Raw genomic sequence first — 24898 nt, 5'->3', positions numbered from 1 at the left:
CATGGCATCCCCCGCATCCCTGATTACCCGGCTGGACTCAACTGAGGCAGATTTTTCCGCAAAGCTCTCTGCCTTGCTGGCTTTTGAAGCGAGTGAAGATGAAGCGATTGATCGTGCTGCCGCACAAATTTTAGCCAGCGTGAAAGCGCAAGGTGACCGTGCTGTGCTGGACGCGACCAATCGTTTTGACCGCCTCAGTGCGGACAGTGTCGCGGCGCTGGAATTGTCGCAGCAAGAGATGCAGGATGCGCTGAATTCACTCAGTGCCGAACGTCGCCATGCGCTGGAAACTGCAGCACAACGGGTGCGTGCGTATCACGAAATACAAAAGAAAGAATGCGGCTCCGAAGGCTTCAGCTATATCGAAGCAGACGGCACTGTGCTCGGTCAGAAGGTCACGCCACTCGATCGCGTCGGCATCTATGTGCCCGGCGGTAAGGCGGCTTACCCTTCATCGGTATTGATGAATGCGATTCCTGCCAAGGTTGCCGGTGTGCAGGAGATCATCATGGTGGTGCCGACCCCTGATGGTGTAAAGAATCCGCTGGTGCTGGCGGCAGCGGCGATTGCCGGTGTCGACAGAGTCTTCACCATCGGCGGCGCGCAGGCAGTCGGTGCGCTGGCGTATGGCACCGTGACGATTCCGCAAGTCGATAAGATAGTCGGGCCAGGTAACGCTTATGTCGCGGCGGCAAAGCGCCGCGTGTTTGGTACGGTGGGTATCGACATGATCGCTGGTCCATCAGAAATTCTGGTGTTGTGCGATGGCACGACGAATCCGGATTGGGTCGCGATGGATTTATTTTCGCAGGCTGAACATGACGAACTTGCACAGTCGATTTTATTGTGCCCCGATGCGGCATATATCGAAGCGGTGTTGGCCAGCATCGCCCGCTTGCTGCCGGAGATGCCGCGTCAGGAAGTCATCCGCACTTCGCTGGCGAATCGCGGTGCGCTGATTAAAGTACGTGACATGGACGAAGCCTGTGCGATTGCGAATAGCATCGCCGCAGAACATCTGGAAATTTCGGCTGAACAGCCGCAGCAATGGGCAGACAAAATCCGCCACGCCGGTGCGATGTTCCTCGGTCGCTATTCGTCGGAAGCCTTAGGCGATTATTGCGCGGGCCCGAATCATGTGTTGCCGACATCCCGCACCGCGCGCTTTTCATCGCCGCTGGGTGTGTATGATTTCCAGAAGCGCTCATCCATGATTCATGTCAGTGAACAAGGTGCGCAGACGCTGGGCAAAGTGGCCGCCGAGCTCGCTTATGGCGAAGGTTTGCAAGCCCACGCGCGTAGTGCCGAATTCCGCCTGAAGTGACTTTCGACATGAATTCCTAGCATGGCAGCCGATTGGCGGAATCAGATATTTTGCGAGGACGCGCTGCAAGGGCTGGCGCGTCTGCCCGATGCCAGCGTTGATTTGTTGCTGGCCGATCCGCCGTATGGTCTGGGCAAGGATTACGGCAACGACTCCGACAAAATGGAAGCCGCCGCCTACCTTGACTGGATGACCGCATGGGTCGATCTGGCCTTACCCAAGCTCAAGGCGAATGGCAGTCTGTATATTTTTCTGACCTGGCGTTATTCTCCGGAAGTGTTCGTGATGCTCAAACAGCGCATGAGCATGATGAATGAAATCATCTGGGACCGGCGTGTGCCATCGATGGGCGGAACGGTACGTAAATATTCTTCTGTGCATGACACCATCGGTTTCTTTGTCAAAGCGCGGGATTATTATTTTGATCTGGATGCGATCCGCATTCCGTATGACGCGGCGACCAAAAAAGCCCGCAGTCGTAAGATTTTTGAAGGTGCCAAATGGCTGGAACTGGGCTTTAACCCCAAAGATGTGTGGAGCGTTTCGCGTCTGCATCGTGAACATGCCGAGCGTGAAGAACATCCGACGCAAAAACCCTTAGAAATTATCGAACGCATGATCAAGGCATCCTGCCCACCCGGCGGCATCGTCCTTGATCCATTTATGGGCAGCGGCACCACCGCTGTCGCCGCACAACGTTGCGGGCGCGATTTCGTTGGTTTTGAACTGAATCCTGATTATTGCGAGATGATACAAAAACGCCTCGCTCAGGCGCATCCCGTATAACTCTCTGGCGTGCAGTTTTGGGGGAGTATATGAACAACGTCTCGTACAACCTAATTAAATAGCGGATGTTTTGGTGCTAATCGAACATACTGCCTGGAGTATATAGTGAGTATCACGGATATTATCCGCCCGGAAATCAGCAGTTTAGCGGCTTACCACGTGCCCGATGCGGCAGGTTTGCTGAAACTCGATGCGATGGAAAATCCTTATCTGTTGTCAGCAGAAATGCAGCAGGCGCTGGCGCAGCATCTGGCGCAGGTGGCGCTGAATCGCTATCCGGTGCCATCATATTCCAGCCTGAAGCAGTTGATCGCCGACAAGCTGGGCGTGCCCGCTGATCGCGAGATTGTGCTCGGCAACGGTTCCGATGAGCTGATCGCCATGATCTCGGTGGCATGCGCCAAACCGGGCGCGAAAGTGCTGGCGCCGGTACCCGGATTTGTGATGTATGCGATGTCAGCGAAATTTGCCGGTCTGGAATTCATCGGCGTGCCGCTGCAGGCTGATTTGACACTCGATACTGCCGCGATGCTGGCCGCCATCCGCACGCACCGCCCGGCGATCACTTATCTTGCGTATCCGAATAATCCTACCGGCACTTTGTATGATGCCGACGATATCGTTGCCATTGCGCATGCCGTTGGCGACAGCGGCGTGGTGGTGGTGGATGAAGCGTATCAGCCTTTTGCGCCGTCGAGTTTCATGCCGCGTCTGGCGGAATTCGACAATCTGGTGGTCATGCGCACGGTGTCAAAATTAGGTCTGGCTGGCATACGTCTTGGTTATATGGCAGGCAATAACGCGCTGATGCATGAATTTGAAAAAGTGCGCCCGCCATACAATATCAATGTGCTGACGCAGGCGGCGGCAGAATTTGTGTTACAGCGGGTCGAAGTGCTGGATGCGCAGGCAGCCGAATTACGCGCGCAGCGTAGCCAATTGGCAATGGCATTAAGTGCCTTGCCCGGCGTGCAGGTTTTCCCCTCGGCTGCGAATTTCCTGCTGATCCGTGTGGCGAATGCTGAACAAGTCTTTGCTAAATTGTTGGATCACAAAATTTTAGTCAAAAATGTAGGTAAAATGCACTCTCTGCTTGAGAACTGTCTGCGCATCACCGTCAGCACTCAGGAAGAAAATGCTCTTTTTATGGCTGCGCTTGCAGCATCTCTGACATCAAAATGAATAAGCCAACGCAAAATGAATATCAGCCGCGCATTGCGGCGGTATCACGCAATACCAATGAAACGCAAATCCGTGTCGCGATCAATCTCGATGGCACCGGTCAGCAAAAGCTCAATACCGGCGTGCCGTTTCTGGATCACATGCTTGATCAGATCGCCCGTCACGGATTGATCGATCTTGAGATAGAAGCGGTCGGCGATCTGCACATCGATGCGCACCATACCGTCGAAGATGTCGGTATTACGCTGGGTCAGGCATTCGCGCAGGCGGTCGGCGACAAAAAAGGCATCCGTCGCTATGGTCACGCTTATGTGCCACTGGATGAAGCATTGTCGCGGGTGGTGGTGGATTTTTCCGGTCGTCCCGGGCTGGAATATCACATTCCTTTCACCCGTGCGATGATAGGTCAGTTTGACGTTGATCTGACGCGTGAGTTTTTTCAGGGTTTCGTGAATCACGCGCTGGTTACGCTGCATATCGATAATTTGCGTGGCGATAATTCGCATCATCAATGCGAAACCGTGTTCAAGGCGTTTGGCCGTGCATTACGGATGGCCATCGAGCTGGACCCGCGTGCCGCCGGTATGATTCCGTCGACCAAAGGTTGTCTTTAATATTGTCAGTCGTATCCCGATCCCGGCGACAGTCGGGCGATCATTATGAATAAAATTGTTGTTGTTGATTACGGTATGGGAAATTTGCGCTCAGTAGCGCAAGCCCTGCGTGCCGTTGCACCTGAAGCGAATGTATTGATTTCGGGTGAGGTGGCCGATATTCAGAGTGCTGACCGCATCGTGTTACCAGGACAGGGCGCGATGCCCGACTGCATGAGCAGTCTGCGTGATTCCGGTGTGCAGGAAGCTGTACTCAATGCCAGCCGTAACAAACCCTTGTTCGGCGTGTGTGTTGGCGAGCAAATGTTGTTTGATCTGAGTGAAGAAGGCAATACGCCTGGTCTGGGACTATTGCCGGGCAAGGTTGTACGCTTTGATCTGGATGGTCAGCTGCAAGCCGATGGTTCGCGTTTTAAAGTGCCGCAGATGGGCTGGAATCGTGTGCAGCAATCTCGGTCTCACGCTTTGTGGCAAGATATACCCGATCAGGAATATTTTTATTTTGTGCATAGCTATTATGCACAGCCTGACAATGCGGAGCATATTGTGGGTATGACAGATTATGGTCAGCTCTTCGCCTGTGCCGTTGCCCGCGATAATATTTTTGCGACGCAATTTCACCCTGAAAAGAGTGCGCATGCCGGCTTGCAGTTGTATAAGAACTTTGTTCACTGGAATCCCTGAGTCTCTGATCGGGCGAAATGTTGTTGCTTTGTGCTTTGCCGGATAGTCTGATTTTCTGTTGTACTTTCGTTTCTTTTTTGTCTCTTTTTGTCTGATACCGACACCTTAATTTCTTTAACATCATGTTGCTCATCCCTGCTATCGACCTGAAAGATGGTCACTGTGTACGCCTGAAACAAGGTGATATGGAACAAGCCACCGTGTTCTCCGAAGACCCGGCTGAAACTGCCCGTCACTGGCTGAAACAAGGAGCACGTCGTCTGCATCTGGTTGATCTGAATGGCGCTTTTGCCGGTAAGCCGAAAAACGAAGGCGCGGTGAAATCTATTCTGAAAGCGGTGCGGGAATATGCCGAAGAAACCGGCACTGAGGAAATCCCGGTTCAGCTCGGCGGCGGTATCCGTGATCTCGATACGATAGAACGCTATCTTGATGGCGGCCTGTCTTACATCATCATCGGCACGGCAGCGGTGCGTAACCCCGGCTTTCTGGCGGATGCCTGCAGCGCATTTCCAGGTCAGATTATCGTCGGCATCGATGCCAAAGACGGTAAGGTGGCGACCGATGGCTGGAGTAAATTATCGGGTCACGAAGTGATTGATCTGGCGAAAAAATTTGAAGATTACGGCGTGGAATCCATCATCTATACCGACATCGGTCGTGATGGCATGATGGGCGGCGTCAATATTGAAGCGACAGTCAGACTAGCGCAGGCAGTCAGCATTCCGGTCATTGCTTCCGGCGGTGTACATAATCTCGCCGATGTGGAAGCCCTGTGCGCGGTACAGGATGAAGGTATTGAGGGCGTTATCTGTGGCCGCTCTATTTACGAAGGCACGCTGGATCTCGCCTCGGCACAGGATCGGGCTGACGAACTCAGTGGTGAGCCGCTTTTGGATGAAGAAGACGCTGAATGACATTAGCTAAACGCATTATTCCTTGTCTGGATGTGACCGCAGGTCGCGTCGTCAAAGGCATTAATTTTCAAGAGCTGCGCGATGCCGGTGATCCGGTGGAGATTGCCCGTCGTTACGATGCGCAGGGTGCCGATGAAATTACTTTCCTCGATATCACCGCATCATCTGATGGGCGTGATCTGATATTGCCGATTATCGAAGCGGTGGCATCGCAGGTTTTCATTCCTCTGACGGTTGGCGGTGGCGTGCGCACGGTTGCCGATGTGCGACGCTTGCTGAATGCGGGTGCCGACAAGGTTGGGATCAATACGTCTGCGGTGACCAATCCGCAATTGGTGGCAGATGCAGCGCATAAATATGGCTCACAATGTATCGTGGTCGCGATTGACGCAAAGAATGTCGCACCGGGAAAATGGGAAGTGTTCACCCACGGCGGCCGCAATGCAACCGGTCTGGATGCGGTAGAGTGGGCACAAAATATGGCGCGTCTTGGTGCCGGTGAAATTCTTCTGACTAGCATGGATAAAGATGGTACCCGTTCCGGTTTTGATCTCGGCCTGACCCGTGCTGTATCTGACGCGGTGTCCATTCCGGTAATCGCTTCTGGTGGTGTCGGTGGTTTGCAGGATCTTGCTGACGGTATCAAAGTCGGTGGTGCAGATGCGGTATTGGCTGCCAGCATTTTCCATTACGGCCATCACACGGTCGGAGAAGCGAAGCAATTCATGGCAGCGCAAAATATTCCTATGAGGTTGGTATGAGTGCCGCGACGTGGTTAAACAAAGTGAAGTGGGATGATCAGGGGCTGGTACCCGTGATCGCACAAGAGGCGAGCAGTAACGACGTGTTGATGTTTGCCTGGATGAACCGCGATGCGTTAAGCAAAACAGTTGAGATCGGCGAAGCCGTTTACTGGAGCCGTTCACGTAAAAAATTATGGCATAAGGGCGAGGAGTCCGGTCATGTGCAGAAAGTAAAAGAAATCCGCCTCGATTGTGATCAGGACGTGGTGCTGATTAAAGTTGAGCAGGCAGACAGCATTGCCTGTCACACCGGGCGTCATTCTTGTTTTTTTCAGAAATTTGAAGGCAGCCTGAATGAAGGTGATTGGCAGGCAGTGGATCCGGTATTGAAAGACCCTGAGAGTATTTATAAATGAGTACACAAGTACAAGTGCTGGAACGTTTGGCAGAGATTATTGAAAGTCGCAAACTGGCCAATGGCGGCGACCCTGATAAATCGTATGTCGCGCGTTTGTTTTCCAAAGGCGACGATGCAATTTTGAAAAAAATCGGCGAAGAAGCAACCGAAACTGTGATGGCTGCAAAAGATGCGCGTGTCTCTGGAGATACCAGCAAAGTGTTATACGAATGTGCTGACTTATGGTTTCATTCGCTTGTCATGTTGGCCCAGTATGATTTGCGCCCTCAGCAAGTATTAGATGAGCTGGCAAGGCGCGAGGGCATCTCCGGTATCGAAGAAAAGGCCGCACGTCAGGAGTAAGACTTGCGGCTTTGGTTCTGAGAATTATTTCCCTTGTTTAATTTGATCGGATAAACGTGGATAATTGTATCTTCTGTAAAATTGTTGCCAAGCAAATTCCCTCAACGATAGTGTATGAAGATGAGAGCTTACTGGCGTTTAAGGATATTCATCCTGCTGCACCGGTGCACTTATTGATTATTCCAAAAAAGCACATAGATACCTTGTCTTCCGCACAGTCAGAGCATACGGAATTGCTGGGAAAAATGCTGGCGCTGGTGCCTAAGCTTGCGACTGAGCATGGTTGTGCACCAACGGTGATGGCAGATGGAAGTTTATCGGGCGGTTATAAAACCCTGATTAACACAGGGCCGGATGGCGGGCAGGAAGTGTATCATCTGCACACGCATCTGATCGGTGGTCCGCAGCCTTGGCGCGGACAACGCTAATTTTTTTAGAGAGCATTGCTCTCCTGGGAGTCAAACATGGGTTCATTCAGTATCTGGCACTGGCTAATCGTTTTAGTCGTGGTTATATTAGTTTTCGGCACCAAAAAACTTGGTAACGTTGGTGCTGATCTTGGTAAGGCTGTCAAAGGATTCAAAGACGGCGTTAAAGGTGAAGAAGAAAAATCATCTACTGCGACTCAGCAGGTTGCAGATAAAAGCACGATTGATGTTGACGCCAAAGAAAAATCGAAACAGTGAAGCAAGTATTGCTGACTTCTGTGGGATGCGGCCATGATTGATCTTGGTATCAGCAAGCTGGCATTGATCGGTGTCGTTGCCTTGATCGTCATCGGTCCGGAAAAATTACCGAAAGTTGCCCGCATGGCGGGCACTTTGCTTGGGCGTGCCCAGCGTTACATCAGTGACGTGAAAGCAGAAGTCAGTAAAGAAATTGAACTCGAAGAGTTGCGCAAAATGCAGAAAGATGTGAAGGAAGCAGCTCAGAATGTAGAGCAATCTGTCAGCGCCTCACTGCAGGAAGCAGAAAACGAGCTGCGTTCGATTGAACGCGATGCTCAAGATGATTTGCAGACGCCATTCACCGTTACCCATGCTCAAGTGAGCGAGAAAGCGAAAGATTTCCGCCGCAAGCGTCTGGCAAAAACGTCAGCAGTTCCTGGCTGGTACAAAAGCCGTCATGGCCAGCGCAGTCATATCGTGTCTGGCTCCGCGCGGATGGCAAGACACAGGGCAAAAGCCCGTCCACCTGTCAGTTTTTTTTGATTCCTCTTTTATGTCCCTGCGCTCTTTATTTTGGGTGGTATTCGCATGAGCGATAAGATTGAACACGGCGCTGAGGAAACCTTCATTTCTCATCTTGTTGAGTTACGTGACCGTCTGGTGAAGGCGGTCTACGGTCTCGCCGCTGCATGTATTGTGTTGATGCTGTGGCCGGGGCCGGCAGCCATTTATGATTTTCTCGCCCGGCCCATGCTGGCATCGTTGCCCGCCGGATCGAAAATGATCGCGACGGGCGTGATATCGCCATTTCTGGTGCCGATGAAGGTGACCTTGTTGCTGGCATTTATGCTGGCATTACCGTGGATACTGTATCAGGTCTGGGCCTTTGTCGCGCCAGGCTTGTACACCCATGAAAAGCGACTGGTTGCTCCACTGGTCATTTCCTCATCTCTGCTGTTTCTGGGCGGCGTCGCGTTTTGTTATTTCCTGGTGTTTGGCCGGGTATTTAAATTCATCAACGAATTTTCGCCAGCGTCGATCAGCATCGCACCGGATATAGAAAATTATTTAGATTTTATTATGTCGATGTGCCTTGCGTTTGGCGTGACCTTCGAAGTGCCCGTCGTCGTCGTTGTTTTGGTGCGCATGGGCCTGGTGACAGTTGAGAAACTTAAAGCGATACGACCTTATGTCGTGGTTGGGGCGTTTGTGATTGCGGCTATTGTGACGCCACCGGACATTGTCAGTCAGTTTTCACTGGCGTTGCCAATGTGGTTTTTGTATGAGCTTGGTTTGCTCATTGCACCACTATTTGTTCGCGTAACGCAGTCACCTGACACGGCCGAGTAGATGCTGCGGGACAGAACGTGTCCCGTAGAATTATGCGGCGCGCAGCCATTGAACCAATGGCAATGCACTTTGGAAGCCTTGTAACAAGGTACGCTTAACCTCGTCACTGTCCATGCCTTTGAGCGGACACTCTGTCCACACCATGAAATTTTTGAGTTTGATGTACTCGATGTGTTTCAGTTCCGCATCAAACCCTTTCGGTGGACGACTCAGTTTCCCTTCTTCTTGCAGTGCCCCGAAAGCCTGTTTGAGTTTTTTATCTTTCAGCACTTTTTCAAATCCTGCTGCGTCATCAACGATGTGCTGACGGATTGCCCGCAACCTGTCAGATGGCGGCATATATTCGCCCACGGCAAAAAATAATCTGCCTGTAGCATCCATTTGAAAATAATAAGCTGGCCCGCCGCCTTCGCTGGGTTTTTTGCGTCCGCTCGGTAAAATGGATGACGAGAACGTTGTTTTGTATGGCGATTTATCTTTGGCAAAACGGACGTCGCGATTAATCCGGAACAGGGCCTTCTTCGGTTCGCAACCGGCGATTGCGGGGTCGAATTTCTGTATGCCTAGTATGAGTTCCGTCACCATCTGTAAAAACTCAGCGCGCAAAATATCGTAACGCGGCTTGTTCATGACGAACCACGCACGATTATTGTTTTCAGATAACTCAGATAAAAAAGCTTGCAGATCAATCAGGTGCATATATCAGCCTATTCTTCGCGTCGGCTTGGTGGACGTTTGCCGACGGTGACTTCTAAAGTGGGTTCCTGTTTATTTCTCACCACGGTAATTTTTGCGGTATTCCCTGGCTTGAGTTGTGCAACCAGATTCAGCATTTCGGTTGTATCTCTGACCGGCTTTCCTGCAATGGAGACCAGAATATCACCCGGCTTCATTCCCGCTTTGTCTGCCGGCCCACCGCGTATCACCCCGGCAATAATTGCCCCCGATTTCTGTTTGAGTCCAAAGCTTTCTGCCAGCTCTGGCGTAATGTCTTGCGGCTCAACACCAATCCAGCCGCGTACCACTTGTCCCTGGCTGATAATTTGTTCCATGACCGCTTTGACAGTCGAGACCGGGGTGGCAAAGCCAATGCCGACCGAGCCGCCACTCTGAGAGTAGATCGCTGTATTGATTCCAAGCAGGTTGCCATTGATATCAACCAGTGCGCCACCGGAATTACCCGGATTAATCGCTGCGTCGGTTTGTATGAAATTCTGGAATGCGTTGTCGGTCAGATTATTGCGCCCCAGTGCAGAAATAATACCCATCGTCACCGTTTGTCCGACACCGAAAGGATTACCGATCGCCAGCACAACGTCGCCGACCTTGGTGTCGTCGGGTTGTCCGAGTGTGATGGCAGGAATATTCGGCAGATTAATTTTGATGACTGCCAGATCGGTTTCCGGATCGGTACCGACGACTTTTGCCGCAGCAGTGCGTCCGTCGGCAAGGGCAACATCAATTTCATCCGCCGATTCGACTACGTGGTTATTAGTCAGAATATAGCCTTCAGCACTGACAATAACGCCCGAGCCCAGGCTGGATTGTCGCTCAGTTCTCTGATTTGATTGCTCGCCAAAAAAACGACGCAGAAACGGATCATTTAATAATGGATTGCGCGCACGTTGGATTTCTTTCGAGGTGTAGATGTTAACCACCGAAGGCATGGCTTTCTGTGCCGCGCCGCGATAAGAGCTTTGCGCACCGACACTGTTTGCCGGTGCTTCTTTCAGGCTGAGTGCCGACCCCATCGGGCCGCCCTGCGCTGCGTTGAACGGCTGATTTACCCAGCCTGGTTTTAAGGTGGTTACAATAAACCAAATCGCCAGACCAACTGTTACAGTCTGGGCAAACAATAACCAAAGACGTCGCATAAGGTAAATGATGAAAGTAAATTCAATAAGTAGGGATGAACTTGCCCAATTTCTAGAGACAGAATTGCAGCTTGCCCGTGTTCGTGATTATTGCCCAAATGGCGTACAGGTGGAAGGACGAAATGAAATTAAGCACATTGTTACCGGTGTTACGGCAAGTCTGGCGCTGCTGAATAAAGCTGTCAGCCTGCAGGCTGACGCTGTACTGGTACATCATGGCTATTTCTGGCGCGGCGAGGATACGCGCGTCATCGGGCAGAAACATAAACGCTTAAAACTTTTGCTGCAACATGACATCTCTTTATTTGCCTATCATTTACCGCTGGACATGCATCCGCTGATAGGAAATAACGCACGTCTGGCGCATGAACTCGGTTTGCAGGCAGAGGGAAGATTTGGTGACGATGACCTTGGTTGGATCGGTCATTCAGTTATGCCGGAGATCGTGACGGTAGGACAATTTGCCTTGCATATTGAAGCTTGCCTCGGACGGCAGCCATTGTTGATCGGTGAGCCGGAGGCGCCTCTGGGCAAAATTGCATGGTGTACCGGCGCCGCGCAAGGAATGTTAGACGCGGCGATCACAGCAGGAGCAAACGTCTATCTGAGTGGTGAGATTTCGGAGCCCACGGTACATTTGGCGAGGGAGTCAGGTGTTGCCTACCTGGCATGTGGTCATCACGCGACCGAACGTTATGGTATTCAGGCGTTGGGCGGGTTGCTTGCAGAAAAGTTCGGAATCGAACACTTATTTGTAGATATTGATAATCCGGTTTGATATCCGTTGGGATTGCCGGCGTCGTCAGGCAATCCCTTTGAAGTTGCGTTATTGTTATTTTTTCAGTGAGTCGCGAATTTCTCTGAGCAACAACACATCTTCCGGCGTTACAACTGGTGCTGGGGCGGGGGCAGGTTCTGCCTTTTTCATTTTATTAAACAGACGCACCATCTGAAAAATGATAAAGGCCAGAATCAGGAAGTTGACCGCAACTGTAATGAAACTGCCGTAAGCGAGTACGCCGCCGGCTTTTTTCGCCTCGATCAGCGTCAATGTGGTTCCTTGTCCATTCAGCGGCAGATAATAGTTGGAAAAATCCAGACCGCCGAAGATACGCCCGATGATAGGCATGACAACATCTCCCACCAGAGAGTCAACGATTTTGCCGAAAGCACCACCGACAATGACACCTACCGCCAGATCAACCACGTTGCCCTTGCTTGCGAAAGCTTTAAATTCCTGCATCATGCTCATTATTTTTTCTCCGTAAATATATCGATTAATATATTGGCAAACGCTGCCAAGATAGTTAGATTGTATTTTAAGGCCGAAAGTAGCCTGAATAATCAGGATGCTTTGTCAATTATCTTTTCATAAATTTTTTGCTTTAGTCACAAAATGCAGGAAAAGATCTGAAGTAAATCAAAAAGTGTGTAAGTTGTTGAAAAAAAGGCCTGAAATGGGTGTTTCGGGTATCTTTTGCTTTAAAAGCATATCCAGCTACTTTATAATTTAATGTTGCTAGAAGTTGGATTGAGCTTCATCGGGTTTTGATTTTTGACAGATTGGGGTTGGTATGAGTAACGAAAAGCAGGTCGATTCTGGCCGTCGCGGTTTGCTCGTCGCCACTTGCGCGGCGGGTGGTGTGGCAGGTTTGGCAACAGCAGGAGCACTGGTGAGCACTTTCCAGCCATCTGAGCGAGCCAAAGCAGCTGGTGCTCCGGTGGAAGTTGATATTTCAGCTTTGAAACCGGGTGAGATGACAACAGTCGAGTGGCGCGGTAAGCCCGTCTGGATTCTGAAACGTACTCCGGAAATGTTGGCGAGTCTGGCAAAAACGGAAGATAAGGTTGCGGATCCTACCTCCAAAAAGCCTTACACGATGGATATGCCTGAGTACTGCGACAAACAAAGCCGCTCACGCAAAGAACATCCTGAACTGTTAATTACCGTTGGTATCTGCTCGCATCTGGGTTGCTCTCCGAGTTCCAAATTCCAGCCTGGCGCACAACCTTCGTTGCCGGATGACTGGCAAGGCGGCTTTTTGTGTCCATGTCACGGTTCCACTTTCGATCTGGCTGGTCGTGTTTATAAAAATAAACCGGCTCCTCAAAATCTGGATGTACCGCGTCACATGTTTCTGTCAGATACCAAAATTGTCATCGGTAAAGATGAGAAAGGCGAGGCTTAATCATGGCATTTGTTGAGAAAAAACTCCCGGCGGACGCTCCTGTCGTGGATAAAGCCTTGAACTGGGTCGATTCGCGCTTTCCGTTAACGAAATTATGGAATGACCAGTGGGGCAAATACTACGCGCCTAAGAATTTCAATTTCTGGTACATCTTCGGCTCACTGGCGATGCTGGTGCTGGTGATCCAGATCGTGACCGGTATTTTCTTGGTGATGCACTACAAACCAGATGCGAATCTGGCGTTTGCTTCCGTTGAATACATCATGCGTGATGTGCCGTGGGGTTGGTTGGTGCGCTACATGCACTCGACTGGCGCTTCTGCATTCTTCATCATTGTTTATCTGCACATGACCCGTGCTTTCCTGTATGGCTCATATCGTAAGCCACGTGAGCTGATCTGGCTGTTCGGCTTTGCGATTTTCCTGTGTCTGATGGCGGAAGCTTTCTTCGGTTACCTGCTGCCATGGGGACAAATGTCTTACTGGGGTGCTCAGGTTATTGTGAATCTGTTTGGTGCGATTCCTTTCATCGGCCCTGATCTTTCCCTGTGGATCCGTGGTGACTATGTGGTGTCAGATGCGACATTGAATCGTTTCTTCTCTTTCCACGTGATCGCGATTCCTCTGGTGTTGCTGGGCTTGGTCGCTGCACATCTGATTGCTTTGCATGAAGTGGGCTCTAACAATCCTGATGGCATTGAGATCAAAGAAAATCTTGGCCCTGATGGTCACCCTGTTGATGGTGTTCCGTCACATCCTTATTACACTTTCCACGATATTTTCGGCGTGACAGTGTTCCTGACGATCTTTAGCGCAGTGGTGTTCTTTGCTCCTGAAATGGGCGGTTATTTCCTCGAATATAACAACTTCATTCCAGCTGATTCTCTGAAAACGCCGTTGCATATTGCGCCGACCTGGTACTTCACGCCTTTCTATTCGATCTTGCGTGCGACAACATCTGAATTCTTGTACGTGGTTCAGGCTGGTGTTGCTGCTTACGTCGCTTTGATCTGGTTGACAACCAAGTTACCGCAAATCGTCAAAATGGCGATTGCCGGTGTCGCATTGCTGGCAATTATCGGCATGCTGCCATTTGGTCTGGATGCGAAATTCTGGGGTGTTGTGTTGTTTGGCGGCTCCGTTGTGATTCTGGGTTTCCTGCCTTGGCTCGACCTGTCTCCTGTGAAATCCATACGCTACCGTCCTCACTGGCATAAGTATGTCTATATCGTGTTTGGTATTGCGTTTGTTGTCCTCGGTTATCTCGGGGTACAGCCACCATCCCCAACCGGCGAACGTGTTTCCCAGGTTTGCGCCGTGATCTATTTCGGCTTCTTCCTGCTGATGCCTTGGTGGAGTGCAATGGGTACATTTAAGCCAGTGCCGAAGCGCGTTACATTTTCGGCACACTGAGCGAACTAAGCGAGGAAGAATAAGCATGAAATTACTTAAAAAGATAATCGCTATCCTGGCGTTTGTTCCTGCATTAGCGATGGCTAGTGGCGCAACATTCCCTCTGGATCGTGCTCCTGACCGTTCTACAGATATGGCGGCATTACAGAATGGCGCGAAGCTGTTCGTCAATTACTGCCTGAACTGCCACTCGGCCTCGGCTATGCGTTATAACCGTCTGAAAGATATTGGTTTGACGGATGATCAGATCAAACAAAACTTGCTGTTTACTGGCGAGAAAGTCGGCGATCTGATGAAAAATACGATGTCTGCCAAGGATGCTAAAACCTGGTTTGGTGCCGTGCCTCCGGATTTATCCGTGATTGCCCGTGCCCGTGCTTCAGAAGCAGGTTCTGGTGCCGACTGGCTGTACACCTATCTGCGCACCTACTACAAAGATGATTCCCGTCCTACAGGCTGGAATAACATGGTCTTCCCGAACGTGGGTATGCCACATGTATTGTGGGAGCTGCAAGGTGTTCGCGATGCTAAATTTGTGGAAGAAAAAGATCCGCATGATGCTTCTAAAACCGTACACAAATTTGTTGGATTTGAAAAAGTAACCGATGGCTCGCTTGATCAGGCTGCTTACGATAATCAGGTTGGCGATCTGGTGGCCTACTTGCAATGGATGGGTGAACCAGCGCAAAATACGCGCAAACGTCTTGGTGTTGTTGTGCTGATTTTCATGGCATTGCTGGCAACACTTGCATGGCGTTTGAATGCTTCTTACTGGAAAGAAGTAAAATAAGGTATTGTTTCCTGTTTTGCGTCTGCGATTCATTAAATCGTAAGGCAGGAATTTCTAAGATCGTCCGTTTCTATCCGTCGTAAACGGACGAGTAATCCTTGGGGTGAGGCGCGCAAAATTGGCTCCTCGCCCTGATTGTTTCTAAGGAACTATAAAAATGATGGTTCTCTATTCGGGTACAACCTGCCCATTTTCTCAACGTTGCCGTTTAGTGCTGTTTGAAAAAGGCATGGATTTTGAAATCCGTGATGTTGATCTGTTTAATAAACCGGAAGATATTTCGACCATGAATCCTTATGGTCAGGTACCGATTCTGGTTGAGCGCGAATTGATTCTGTATGAATCCAATATCATCAACGAATATATCGATGAACGCTTCCCGCATCCGCAACTGATGCCGGCAGACCCGCTGCAACGCGCACGAGCACGTCTGATGCTGTTTAACTTTGAAAAAGAATTGTTCGTTCACGTTCACACGTTGGAAAATGACAAGAGCAGCAGTTCCGCCAAAATTCAGGACAAAGCACGCGCTGAAATTCGTGATCGCCTGACGCAACTGGCACCTTTATTTATCAAAAATAAATACATGCTGGGCGATGAGTTTTCCATGCTCGACGTAGCGATTGCACCTTTGTTGTGGCGCTTGGATCACTACGGTATCGAATTGTCGAAAACCGCTGCACCTATCATGAAATATGCTGAGCGCATTTTCTCCCGCCCAGCCTACATTGAAGCGTTGACACCTTCCGAGAAAGTGATGCGTCGCTAAGCTCTGAGTGATACGTCTTCTGTATCAACGGTATTTCACAAGGCTGACTTATTCCATCAAGTCAGCCTTGTTGTTTTTATCGGTCCCATCTATTCTTAAACTTTGATCTGTTGAGTAAGCATCATGCAAGAAACATCGACGAAACCTTATTTCATGCGTGCCATTTACGAATGGTGTACTGATAATGGCTATACACCTTATATGGCGGTGAAAGTGCAGGGCGGTGCGCGGGTGCCTATGGAATTTGTCCGGAATGGCGAAATCGTACTGAACATCAGTTTTGGCGCGACCAGTGGCCTGAAAATGGATAACGAAGCCGTGACATTCAAAGCCAGATTCGGCGGCGTTTCCCGCGAGATTTACGTTCCTGTCGCGAATGTGATGGCAATTTATGCAAGCGAGAATGGTCAGGGAATGGCGTTTGAGCTGGATTTTGCCGAGCTGGAAGAAACGCAGGAAACAGTGCGATCCGCAGAGGAAAAAGAAATACTTGAAAATGAAGCGCCGCCAAGAAAATTAGGTTTGGCCGCAGTCAGTTCCAAACCGGAGAGCGAAGAAAAAGCGGATTTATCCACTGAACAAAAAAAATCAGAAAAAAAATCAGAAAAGCCCTCGCTAAAAATAATAAAGTAGCCTATAATCTTGGTCTTCGGGAATGCAACGGCAACGAAGCAAACACGATAAGATTTTCGCCGGCTTAGCTCACTTGGTAGAGCAGTTGACTTGTAATCATCAGGTAGCCAGTTCGATTCCGGCAGCCGGCACCAATTAAAAACCCATCGTTAGCAATAACGGTGGGTTTTTTCTTTTCCGACGTATTTTCTATCCCCGGTGTGGTTCTGATTTCCATCGGTTTTATCCTTATTAATTTCCAGTCTTTCAACTGCAACAGTGAACTGTGCACAGCTCTGCATGGTCATACTGCGCAAGCGCGTGCTGATGAGTCAGTGTTGGCGGCACGGAATAAAAATACACAGAGGAGTTTCATGAAAAAAATAATCAACAGTGGCTTGTGTTTATTTCTCGCCGCCAGCGCAGTGATGGCGAATGCTGACGATGGCAAGCTGAGTCTGGAGATGCTGTATCACCCGCTGAAGAAAGAGAAATTCGATACCCGCCCGCTGACCCGTTTGTCGTGGGACCAGCAAAATCGTCTGATCGAGTCGGAAGTGAAAGACGGTGTCGTCAAGCTTTCGGTTGTGAATACCGATACCTGGGAAAAGCAGGCGCTGACGGTTGATGGGAATATTCTGCGCTATCTTAAATCCGCGGGCATTGACGATAAAGCGGCCCTGACTCTGGCGGAAAAACTGGGGCAGCAGGTGCAACCTGAAGTGAAGTCGTATTTGTTCACCTACAAAAATGATTTGTGGCTGCTCGATCTGCAAAATGCCCGCGCGCGCGAACTGACGCATACGCCGGATCAGGTCGAAGACGAGGCGATACTCTCGCCGGACGCGAAATCGGTCGCGTACCTGAAAGGGAATGACCTGTATCTGACCGACATCGCCAGCGCGACAGAGAAACGTCTGACGACCGGTGGCAGCGAGACGAATCTGAATGGTCGTCTCGACTGGGTCTATATGGAAGAAATATACGGTCGCGGCAAATTGCGGGCATTCTGGTGGGCGCCGGATTCACAGAAACTCGCCTTCCTGAATTTCGATGAAAGCAAAGTGCCGGTCTACACCCTCAGCGGTGATCATGCGCAGCCTTTGAAAACTAATCTGACACGCTATCCGAAAGCGGGCGACCCGAATCCCACAGTCAGATTAGGCATCGTTGATAAAGACGGCAAACTGAGTTGGACAGTCAATCCTTATCCCGAAAAAGAAACCCTGATCGTGCAAGTCGGCTGGACGCCGGACGGCAAGCTGCTGGCCGGTTGGCAGGATAGAGTGCAGACCTGGCTCGATCTGCGTTTGTATGATGCGCAATTACAGCAGAGCAAAGTGATCGTGCGTGAGACCAGCCCGGCATGGACTGAGCGTCTGCCATTTCCGGTGTTTCTGAAAGACGGCGGTTTTATCTGGGAATCGGATCGCAGCGGGCATCGTCATTTGTATCGCTACGATCAGCATTATCAGCTGCAAAAAGTGATCACCAGCGGTGACTGGGATGTGCGCAGCGTGTTTGGTGTGGATGAAGCGCGGCAGCGGATATTGTTTGCCGCGAATCAGCGCAACCCTATCGGTAACGATGTCTACAGCGTGAATCTGAATGGTGAAGGCTTGCAGCGCCTGACTGAAGAATCCGGTACTCACTCGGTTCGCTGGAACAAAACGTTTACCCACTTTCTTGATAGCTGGAGCAGCCTCAAACAAACGCCGAAACAGGCCTTGTTTAACGACGAAGGAAAACAGCTCAGACTGATCGACGACGTTGGCATGCCAGAGAAAATGCGTACTCTGCGTCTGGCCAAAGTCAGCCAGCAGCAGATCCGCGCACGCGATGGATTTTTACTGGAAAGCCTGTTGTACCTGCCGCCGGATTTCGATCCTGCAAAAAAATATCCGGTATATCAGCACCTGTATGCCGGGCCGATGGCACCGCAGGTGAATGACCGCTGGTCGAATGATTTGTACCATCACTTCCTCGCGCAGCAAGGCTATATCGTGTGGGTGCTGGATAATCGCAGCGCAAGTAATAAAGGCGTGGCAAGCGCCTGGCCTATTCATAAAAAACTGGGGCAGCTCGAATTGCAGGATCAGCTTGATGGCCTCGCATGGTTGCGTCAGCAAGGCTGGGCAGACATGGACAGAATTGCGCTGAACGGCTGGAGTTTCGGTGGCTATTTCACCTCGTATGCGATGACGCACAGCAAAGCTTGGAAGATCGGTTTTGTCGGCGCGCCGGTCACCGACTGGCGTTTGTATGACAGCGTGTACACCGAGCGTTACATGGGCTTGCCGCAAGAAAATGCAAGCGGTTACGATCAGGGCAGTGTGCTGAAAGCGGCGAAAGATTTGCATGGCGAGATCCTGATCATGCACGGCACGATGGATGACAATGTGCATCCGCAAAATACCGTGATGCTGATCGACGAGCTGATCAAAGGCGGCAAGGATTACAGCCTGCAACTGTATCCGGGCGCAGGTCACGGCCCGCGCGGTGACTGGACGATCTGGTCTTTGCAAAAGGCAAAATGGAATTTCTTAAAGAGCAATCTATAATTTTTTCTGTTGTCTTTAATAAAAAAGGATGCTTTGGCATCCTTTTTTATTTCCCCCAGACATCTTATCTATTGATGCCTGGGCTTGCGCATTCTGGTTATTGTCTATTTGTTGTTTTATAAGGCGGAGGCGGTATTTCTGGCTGAATAAAGCGATTGAAGGTCTGGTATTTTCAGGTATATTATCTTAGCAATAATGCATTCTCCCGGGAGCTACTGTGCACAGTCTTACCGAGCAAGAGATACATCAGATATTTCCTTTGCTAATGGAAGTGATGCCATTAGGTATTGCGGTTCTCGATAGAAATTTATATCTGAGATACATTAATTCCCGGCACGCTGAGCTCAATCACCTGACGGTTGATGAGCAGATTGGTAAGCATTTGCGTGAGTTTTTGCCACATGCCGCCGATGTGATTGAGCCTAAATTGCAATTTGTGATCAGCAATGGACGTCCGCTGATTAATCAGGAAATCCGTGGGTCTATTCCGCGCTCAGATGGCAGTTATCTTTATCGTCTGGCGTCTTACTACCCAGTCATATCGAATCAGCAGCAGGTCAGTCATGTCGTCGCTGTTATTCAGGATTCGACTATCGATCAGTTTCAACATCAGATATATAACGAGACTCAGCAGCGCTTATTGCGTGTGTTGGATAATTTATTCGCATTTGTAGCGGTACTAGATCTGGATGGTACGCTGATAAATGCTAACCGTGCTCCGCTGGACGCGGCGGGAATCACGTCAGCAGATGTAATTGGAAAAAAATTCTGGGATTGCTATTGGTGGTCTTATTCCACAGAGATACAACAGCAACTGAAAAGTGCTATAGCAGATTGTCTTGAGGGGAAAACATCGCGTTTCGACGTACCTGTCCGTATGCTGGCTGGCGAGCTGATGTGGATAGATTTTATGCTGGCACCACTCAGGAACGCGCGCGGCGAGATCACGCATCTGATTCCGTCTGGCATGGACATCACGAAACGACATCAGAGTGACGCGGCGTTACATCAATCGGAAGAAAGATGGCGCTCAGTTATTGAATCATCTGATGATGCGATCATCACCAAGTCGCTGACGAGTATTGTTACCAGTTGGAATCCTGCTGCAGAGCGATTGTTAGGCTATACCAGTGAGGAAATAATAGGGAAGTCTATTACGATTTTGTTTCCTCAAGAAAAAATAAGCGAGGAAAAGCAACTCATCAGACGTATAGCGGCGGGTGAGCAGATCGCACCATTTGAAACGGAACGCATACATCGTTCCGGGCGCATTGTGCACGTCTCTGTGACGATTTCACCTCTCAGGGATCGTCTTGGGAAAGTGATAGGCGCATGTAAGCTGGCGCGGGATATTTCCCAGCAAAAGCAGCAAATGCAGATGCTGGAACACGCGGTGGAAGAAAAAACAGCTTTGCTGCACGAGGTACACCACCGGGTAAAAAATAATTTGCAGATCGTATCGAGTCTGCTCAATCTGCAGGCACGTAAGGCGACCAAAGAAGTGGCCGACGCCTTGTCTGAAAGTCAGGGCAGAATTAAGGCGATGGCACTGGTTCATCAGTTGTTGTACGAATCCAGTGATATGTCCGAAGTAGTCTTGTCTGATTTTTTAAAAAATCTGACCAGCTTATCGGTGTCGATGTATGGCATAGATAAGAAGGGCATACAGCTCAGGTTGGAGGATGATTCCCAGGGCGTCAGTCTGGATGTACAGAGAATGATTCCTTGTGGTCTTGCTGTGAACGAATTAATTATGAATGCAGTAAAGCACGCATTTACAGACAGATCCTCCGGACTCATTATTATTCGGGTTGCGCTGTTGAATCGCAGTATTCAGATACAGGTTAAAGACGACGGCTGTGGCCTGCCTGCCGGATTCCAATGGAAAGCCAGTTATGGCCTCGGTAGTCAGCTCATTCCGATGTTTGTACACCAATTTCACGGTGAACTGATTACGGATACAGACCAATCAGGAACATGCGTTACTATCATTGTTCCTGGCGGAATCCAAGAGGGACAATATGCAAGCTGAACGTATTCTGATTGTCGAGGATGAACCGGTAGTTGCATTGGATCTGCAGCAAACGCTGATGGAAATGGGGCACCAGGTTGTATCGATTGCCACCAGTTTTAGTGAAGCTATAGCCGCAGTGCATCAGGATCAGCCCAGCCTGGTTCTGATGGATATTCACATCGATGGTGATACGGATGGAATTGATGCTTGCGAGGCGATTTATCAGCGCTGGAAATTGCCGGTGATATTTCTGACTGCGTATGCAGATGATCTGACCGTCACTCGTGCAGCCAATACTAAGCCGTTTGGCTATGTGATGAAACCGTTTGAATCTAAGGAGTTGCTGGCAGTGATACAAGTGGCACGTGCACGCCACGATACCGAAGTCATGCTGGCCACATCTGAAGAGCGCCTGGCGATGGCACTCGATGCTGCACAACTGGGTACCTGGGAGTTATCACATCAGTGCGGAAAACTGGATGGGGACGAACGTTTTTATCAAATTGTCTGTGGAGGTTTGCGTCCGTTCCAGAACACACTTGATGAGTTGCTGAATCAGGTGACGGACCACGACAGGAATAGGGTCAGCGCCTTGTTTCAGCAGACCGGTTTTTTCAGTGATACCTTTCGCATCCGTCGTTCTGGAAAAGAGGTGGCATGGATAGAAATTTACGGCAAACTGATTTGTAATCTGCGTGGCGAACAGGTCTTGATTGGTGCTGTGCGCGATGTCAGCTTGCGTAAGTCGATGGAAGAACATCTGCGTCAGGCCAGCGTTGTATTCAGTACGGCAGTCGAAGGCATGCTGATTGTCGATGCCAACGGTCAGATCGTGAATGCCAATCCAGCTTTTTTTCAGATGACCGGATTTCAGGAGACAGAAATCATCGGCGTACGTCCGGATGATTTTCTCCTGATCCGACGCGAAAGTGACCCCTTGTATTCGGTGATCGCCGCCAGTGAGGCCGGTTTTTGGACAGGAGAAGCGCGTTGTAAGCGCCACGATGGCACGTTGATCTCCATCCTGCAGCATGTATGTGTTGTCAGGAATGACGAGGGCGAGACAGAGCAGATTGTCGTCTCTATTTCTGATATCAGCTTTATCCGTGAAGCGGAGCAGCGACTGGAACATCTGGCTTTCCATGATCCTCTGACAGGTATGGGAAATCGCTATCTGCTTGATCAGCGGTTGGCGCAGGAAATGTCTTTGAGCCAGGTAAGTGGTGGCAATGTCGCTATTATTTTTATCGACCTCGATGGATTTAAAGCGATCAACGATTCGATGGGGCACCACATTGGCGATCGGCTGTTGCAAGAGGCGGCACGACGCATTTCCGGGCAGATCCGGCGCTATGACGAAGCCATCCGACTGGGTGGCGATGAATTCGTGGTAATCGTACCGCACCTGACTCAGCACGGTGACGGCAGACTGGTCGCTGAGAAGATACTTCATGCACTGGCGGTGCCTGTCAAGATTGATGAACAGCAGTTCAGGATAGGTGCCAGCATCGGCATCGCCACCTTCCCACATGATGGCTGCGGCTTAAGTGAAATACTCAGTGCGGCAGATAGTGCAATGTATGAGGCTAAACGCCAGGGCAAAGGACGGATTTGCGAATACTCCAGTGACATGACAGAAACCGTGCGTACCCGGTTGAGTCTTGAGCAGGATTTGCACCAGGCGATAGAGCAGCAAGAACTGGAAGTGTATTATCAGCCGGTGATCCGTTTGTCTGACGGTGCGCTGCTGGGTTTTGAAGCTTTAGTGCGCTGGAACCATCCCATTTCCGGATTGGTAATGCCGGATCAGTTCATCCGGATTGCAGAAGAATGTGGCTTGATCGAAAGTATAGGAACTTGGGTCTTAGATGCAGCCTTGCGTCAGCTCAGTCTCTGGACCGAAGCCAGCGGAACCGCATTGGTGATGGCTGTGAATGTCTCACCTAAACAATTTCTGCAAGAGGAATTTGTATCCATACTGGATGCCGCATTGAAACGCTACAATCTGCCCGCGCACCAGTTGGAAATCGAAATCACCGAATCCACTTTGCAGGATTTTCAACGTAGCCGTCGTATTGTCAGCGCCGTGCGGGCGCTCGGCGCCAGTGTTGCAATTGATGATTTCGGCACCGGTTATTCCTCACTCGCTTTGCTCAAGCACTTGGCGGTGTCCCGTATCAAAATCGACCGTTCCTTCGTCATCGCTTTACCCGACAACGCTCGTGATTACGGCCTTGTCGCTGCCATGATGAATATGGCAACCAGCCTGGAACTGGATGTGACTGCAGAAGGCGTAGAAACCCAGCAACAGGCCGCAGCCTTACACACACTCGGTTGCCCCGTGGTGCAGGGATATCTCTATGGCAGACCTCAGCCTGCAGGTCGCTATACAGACGCGATTCTGCTTTCACGAAATAATGCGGCAGGCCAGTAGCTAATAAAATTTACCGATTCAGTATTCCAACGGTTTTGCAACTTTTATCAACAACCGAGAGATTACTTTCAGCTTTTCAGCCCAGCCCAGCGCGGTGTCAGCTCGTGTGGCAGGGCGAGCATATCGAGTACGCGACCGACCGTGTGGTCGACCATTTCCTGTATCGATTGCGGGCGGTGGTAGAAACCGGGGAGAGGGGGGAAGATGATGCCGCCCATTTCGGTGACGGCGGTCATGTTGCGCAGATGCGCGAGATTGAATGGGGTTTCCCGCACCATTAATATCAGACGGCGGCGTTCTTTCAGCACCACATCGGCAGCGCGCGTGATCAGATTATCTGACATGCCATGTGCCACCGAGGCCAGCGTTTTCATCGAACACGGTGCAATCACCATACCGTCAGATTGAAACGAACCGCTGGCGATGCTGGCGCCGACATCACGCACATGATGCACGACATCAGCGAAGGCCTCGACATCCTTACGCTTCATATCGAGTTCCTGATGCAGATTCAAGACCCCGGCTTCAGAAATCAGCAGATGCGTTTCGACATCCGGGTTTGCCTGTAATACTTGCAGCAAGCGCACGCCATACACTGAGCCGGTCGCGCCGGTGATGGCGATGATCAGGCGTTGTTTCGGTGGTGCGCCGGTGCTCGTCATGACTGTGCTCAGTCTTTCAACAAGGTTTGCAGTTCGCCGTTTTCAAACATCTCATTCATGATGTCAGAGCCGCCGATGAATTCGCCTTTGATGTACAACTGCGGTACGGTTGGCCAGTTAGAAAAATCTTTGATGCCCTGACGCACTTCTGGGTCTTCCAGCACATTGACTGTCACCAGATTCTGTACGCCGCAGGCTTTCAATACCTGCACCGCACGACCGGAAAATCCGCATTGCGGGAATTGGGCAGTCCCTTTCATGAACAACACGACAGGGTTTTGGGTAACGGTTTCTTTGATCCAGCTTTGAACGTCGCTCATGGCTTTTCCTTGGTTAATAATGTGCCGCCATTATAAAGGAAACTCCGGTAGTGCTCCCGCGCACCAACAGCGTGACTACAGGCGCTGTTTTGTACTCGGGGAATAAATATACTCCCCCAGAGTATATGTTTAATACCCAATGAATATAAGGAGGCCAGCATAGTTTTGTAAAAATATGGGGGGAGTATATGATTTTAACCAGGATTGACCTAACTCAAGAATTTCCAATCCGG

The 24898-nt window shown here is 50.3% G+C and carries 27 protein-coding genes and 1 tRNA gene; 23 read left to right on the top strand and 5 right to left on the bottom strand.

Annotated elements, in window-relative coordinates; translation table 11 throughout:
• Position 1 precedes the first annotated feature (1 nt).
• The 13 genes from hisD to tatC all read left to right on the top strand — a co-directional run bounded on the left by hisD (position 2) and on the right by tatC (position 9028).
• A complete protein-coding gene (hisD, locus tag Undi14_RS08345; protein WP_370589919.1) occupies positions 2-1324 on the top strand; it encodes a histidinol dehydrogenase in 1323 nt (440 codons plus the stop codon).
• Between the two features lie 21 nt (positions 1325-1345).
• Positions 1346-2110 (top strand): site-specific DNA-methyltransferase, encoded by a 765-nt coding sequence (locus Undi14_RS08340; RefSeq protein WP_200179417.1) that lies wholly within the window; start codon positions 1346-1348, stop codon positions 2108-2110.
• A 102-nt stretch (positions 2111-2212) separates the two neighbouring features.
• Positions 2213-3292: a histidinol-phosphate transaminase gene (gene hisC / locus Undi14_RS08335; protein ID WP_200179916.1), complete on the top strand. Its 1080-nt coding sequence runs from the start codon at positions 2213-2215 to the stop codon at positions 3290-3292.
• Entirely contained in the window at positions 3289-3906 is a 618-nt protein-coding gene (gene hisB / locus Undi14_RS08330) for an imidazoleglycerol-phosphate dehydratase HisB (protein ID WP_186897756.1), read from the top strand. Before hisC ends, hisB begins: the two co-directional genes overlap by 4 nt.
• Positions 3907-3951: 45 nt before the next feature.
• Positions 3952-4590, top strand: coding sequence for an imidazole glycerol phosphate synthase subunit HisH (gene hisH / locus Undi14_RS08325; RefSeq protein ID WP_186884510.1), 639 nt, complete (start codon positions 3952-3954; stop codon positions 4588-4590).
• Between the two features lie 122 nt (positions 4591-4712).
• Entirely contained in the window at positions 4713-5507 is a 795-nt protein-coding gene (gene hisA / locus Undi14_RS08320) for a 1-(5-phosphoribosyl)-5-[(5-phosphoribosylamino)methylideneamino]imidazole-4-carboxamide isomerase (protein ID WP_186897758.1), read from the top strand.
• Entirely contained in the window at positions 5504-6268 is a 765-nt protein-coding gene (gene hisF / locus Undi14_RS08315) for an imidazole glycerol phosphate synthase subunit HisF (protein WP_186884512.1), read from the top strand. The genes hisA and hisF overlap by 4 nt, the downstream gene beginning before the upstream one ends.
• Entirely contained in the window at positions 6265-6666 is a 402-nt protein-coding gene (hisI, locus tag Undi14_RS08310) for a phosphoribosyl-AMP cyclohydrolase (RefSeq protein ID WP_186884513.1), read from the top strand. Before hisF ends, hisI begins: the two co-directional genes overlap by 4 nt.
• Positions 6663-7010, top strand: a complete 348-nt coding sequence (locus tag Undi14_RS08305) for a phosphoribosyl-ATP diphosphatase (protein WP_200179416.1) — start codon at positions 6663-6665, stop codon at positions 7008-7010. The genes hisI and Undi14_RS08305 overlap by 4 nt, the downstream gene beginning before the upstream one ends.
• 56 nt (positions 7011-7066) lie before the next feature.
• Entirely contained in the window at positions 7067-7438 is a 372-nt protein-coding gene (locus Undi14_RS08300; RefSeq protein ID WP_186884515.1) for a histidine triad nucleotide-binding protein, read from the top strand.
• 36 nt (positions 7439-7474) lie between these two features.
• Positions 7475-7696 carry a Sec-independent protein translocase subunit TatA gene (gene tatA / locus Undi14_RS08295; protein WP_186884516.1) on the top strand — a complete coding sequence of 74 codons (222 nt, stop codon included), beginning with the start codon at positions 7475-7477 and terminating at the stop codon, positions 7694-7696.
• 33 nt (positions 7697-7729) lie between these two features.
• Complete coding sequence (tatB, locus tag Undi14_RS08290; RefSeq protein WP_200179415.1) at positions 7730-8221, top strand: Sec-independent protein translocase protein TatB; 492 nt, start codon at positions 7730-7732, stop codon at positions 8219-8221.
• Between the two features lie 45 nt (positions 8222-8266).
• Positions 8267-9028, top strand: a complete 762-nt coding sequence (gene tatC / locus Undi14_RS08285) for a twin-arginine translocase subunit TatC (RefSeq protein WP_186884518.1) — start codon at positions 8267-8269, stop codon at positions 9026-9028.
• A gap of 30 nt (positions 9029-9058) precedes the next feature.
• On the opposite strand, the gene Undi14_RS08280 is transcribed toward tatC, so the two are convergent.
• Together Undi14_RS08280 and Undi14_RS08275 are read right to left on the bottom strand one after the other, a co-directional pair.
• Entirely contained in the window at positions 9059-9727 is a 669-nt protein-coding gene (locus tag Undi14_RS08280) for a DUF2461 domain-containing protein (RefSeq protein WP_200179414.1), read from the bottom strand.
• Between the two features lie 8 nt (positions 9728-9735).
• On the bottom strand, positions 9736-10902 hold the full coding sequence (locus Undi14_RS08275) for a Do family serine endopeptidase (RefSeq protein WP_200179413.1): 1167 nt from the start codon (positions 10900-10902) through the stop codon (positions 9736-9738).
• Between the two features lie 25 nt (positions 10903-10927).
• Between Undi14_RS08275 and Undi14_RS08270 the strand changes: the two genes are divergently transcribed.
• The gene (locus Undi14_RS08270; RefSeq protein ID WP_370589930.1) at positions 10928-11680 is read left to right on the top strand and encodes a Nif3-like dinuclear metal center hexameric protein; all 753 of its coding nucleotides are present in this window, start codon (positions 10928-10930) and stop codon (positions 11678-11680) included.
• Between the two features lie 54 nt (positions 11681-11734).
• Here the strand turns inward: Undi14_RS08270 and mscL are convergent, their stop codons facing one another.
• A complete protein-coding gene (mscL, locus tag Undi14_RS08265) occupies positions 11735-12154 on the bottom strand; it encodes a large conductance mechanosensitive channel protein MscL (RefSeq protein WP_304941613.1) in 420 nt (139 codons plus the stop codon).
• Positions 12155-12476: 322 nt separating this feature from the next.
• Between mscL and petA the strand changes: the two genes are divergently transcribed.
• The 9 genes from petA (at position 12477) to Undi14_RS08220 (ending at position 23683) form a co-directional block, all read left to right on the top strand.
• Positions 12477-13091: a ubiquinol-cytochrome c reductase iron-sulfur subunit gene (gene petA / locus Undi14_RS08260; protein ID WP_200179411.1), complete on the top strand. Its 615-nt coding sequence runs from the start codon at positions 12477-12479 to the stop codon at positions 13089-13091.
• Positions 13091-14503 (top strand): cytochrome bc complex cytochrome b subunit, encoded by a 1413-nt coding sequence (locus tag Undi14_RS08255; protein WP_186884617.1) that lies wholly within the window; start codon positions 13091-13093, stop codon positions 14501-14503. The genes petA and Undi14_RS08255 overlap by 1 nt, the downstream gene beginning before the upstream one ends.
• 25 nt (positions 14504-14528) lie before the next feature.
• Complete coding sequence (locus Undi14_RS08250) at positions 14529-15293, top strand: cytochrome c1 (protein WP_200179409.1); 765 nt, start codon at positions 14529-14531, stop codon at positions 15291-15293.
• A gap of 157 nt (positions 15294-15450) precedes the next feature.
• Complete coding sequence (locus Undi14_RS08245) at positions 15451-16062, top strand: glutathione S-transferase N-terminal domain-containing protein (RefSeq protein WP_186884523.1); 612 nt, start codon at positions 15451-15453, stop codon at positions 16060-16062.
• A gap of 123 nt (positions 16063-16185) precedes the next feature.
• Complete coding sequence (locus Undi14_RS08240) at positions 16186-16695, top strand: ClpXP protease specificity-enhancing factor (protein WP_186897763.1); 510 nt, start codon at positions 16186-16188, stop codon at positions 16693-16695.
• A gap of 58 nt (positions 16696-16753) precedes the next feature.
• Positions 16754-16829: transfer RNA gene (locus tag Undi14_RS08235), tRNA-Thr, on the top strand.
• Positions 16830-17048: 219 nt separating this feature from the next.
• Positions 17049-19235: a S9 family peptidase gene (locus Undi14_RS08230; protein ID WP_200179407.1), complete on the top strand. Its 2187-nt coding sequence runs from the start codon at positions 17049-17051 to the stop codon at positions 19233-19235.
• A gap of 217 nt (positions 19236-19452) precedes the next feature.
• The gene (locus Undi14_RS08225; protein WP_200179405.1) at positions 19453-21267 is read left to right on the top strand and encodes a PAS domain S-box protein; all 1815 of its coding nucleotides are present in this window, start codon (positions 19453-19455) and stop codon (positions 21265-21267) included.
• The gene (locus Undi14_RS08220) at positions 21257-23683 is read left to right on the top strand and encodes an EAL domain-containing protein (protein ID WP_200179403.1); all 2427 of its coding nucleotides are present in this window, start codon (positions 21257-21259) and stop codon (positions 23681-23683) included. The genes Undi14_RS08225 and Undi14_RS08220 overlap by 11 nt, the downstream gene beginning before the upstream one ends.
• Positions 23684-23751: 68 nt before the next feature.
• Here Undi14_RS08220 and Undi14_RS08215 read toward each other — a convergent pair whose 3' ends face one another.
• Both Undi14_RS08215 and grxD read right to left on the bottom strand, forming a co-directional pair.
• A complete protein-coding gene (locus Undi14_RS08215) occupies positions 23752-24345 on the bottom strand; it encodes a UbiX family flavin prenyltransferase (RefSeq protein WP_200179400.1) in 594 nt (197 codons plus the stop codon).
• An 8-nt stretch (positions 24346-24353) separates the two neighbouring features.
• A complete protein-coding gene (gene grxD, locus Undi14_RS08210) occupies positions 24354-24665 on the bottom strand; it encodes a Grx4 family monothiol glutaredoxin (protein WP_186884528.1) in 312 nt (103 codons plus the stop codon).
• Between the last annotated feature and the right edge of the window lie 233 nt (positions 24666-24898).

It is taken from the genome of Undibacterium sp. 14-3-2 (assembly GCF_016595265.1).
Classification (GTDB): domain Bacteria; phylum Pseudomonadota; class Gammaproteobacteria; order Burkholderiales; family Burkholderiaceae_D; genus Undibacterium; species Undibacterium aquatile.
The sequence above is the reverse complement of the archived record's forward strand: the minus strand, read 5'-3'. Positions and strand labels throughout refer to the sequence as shown.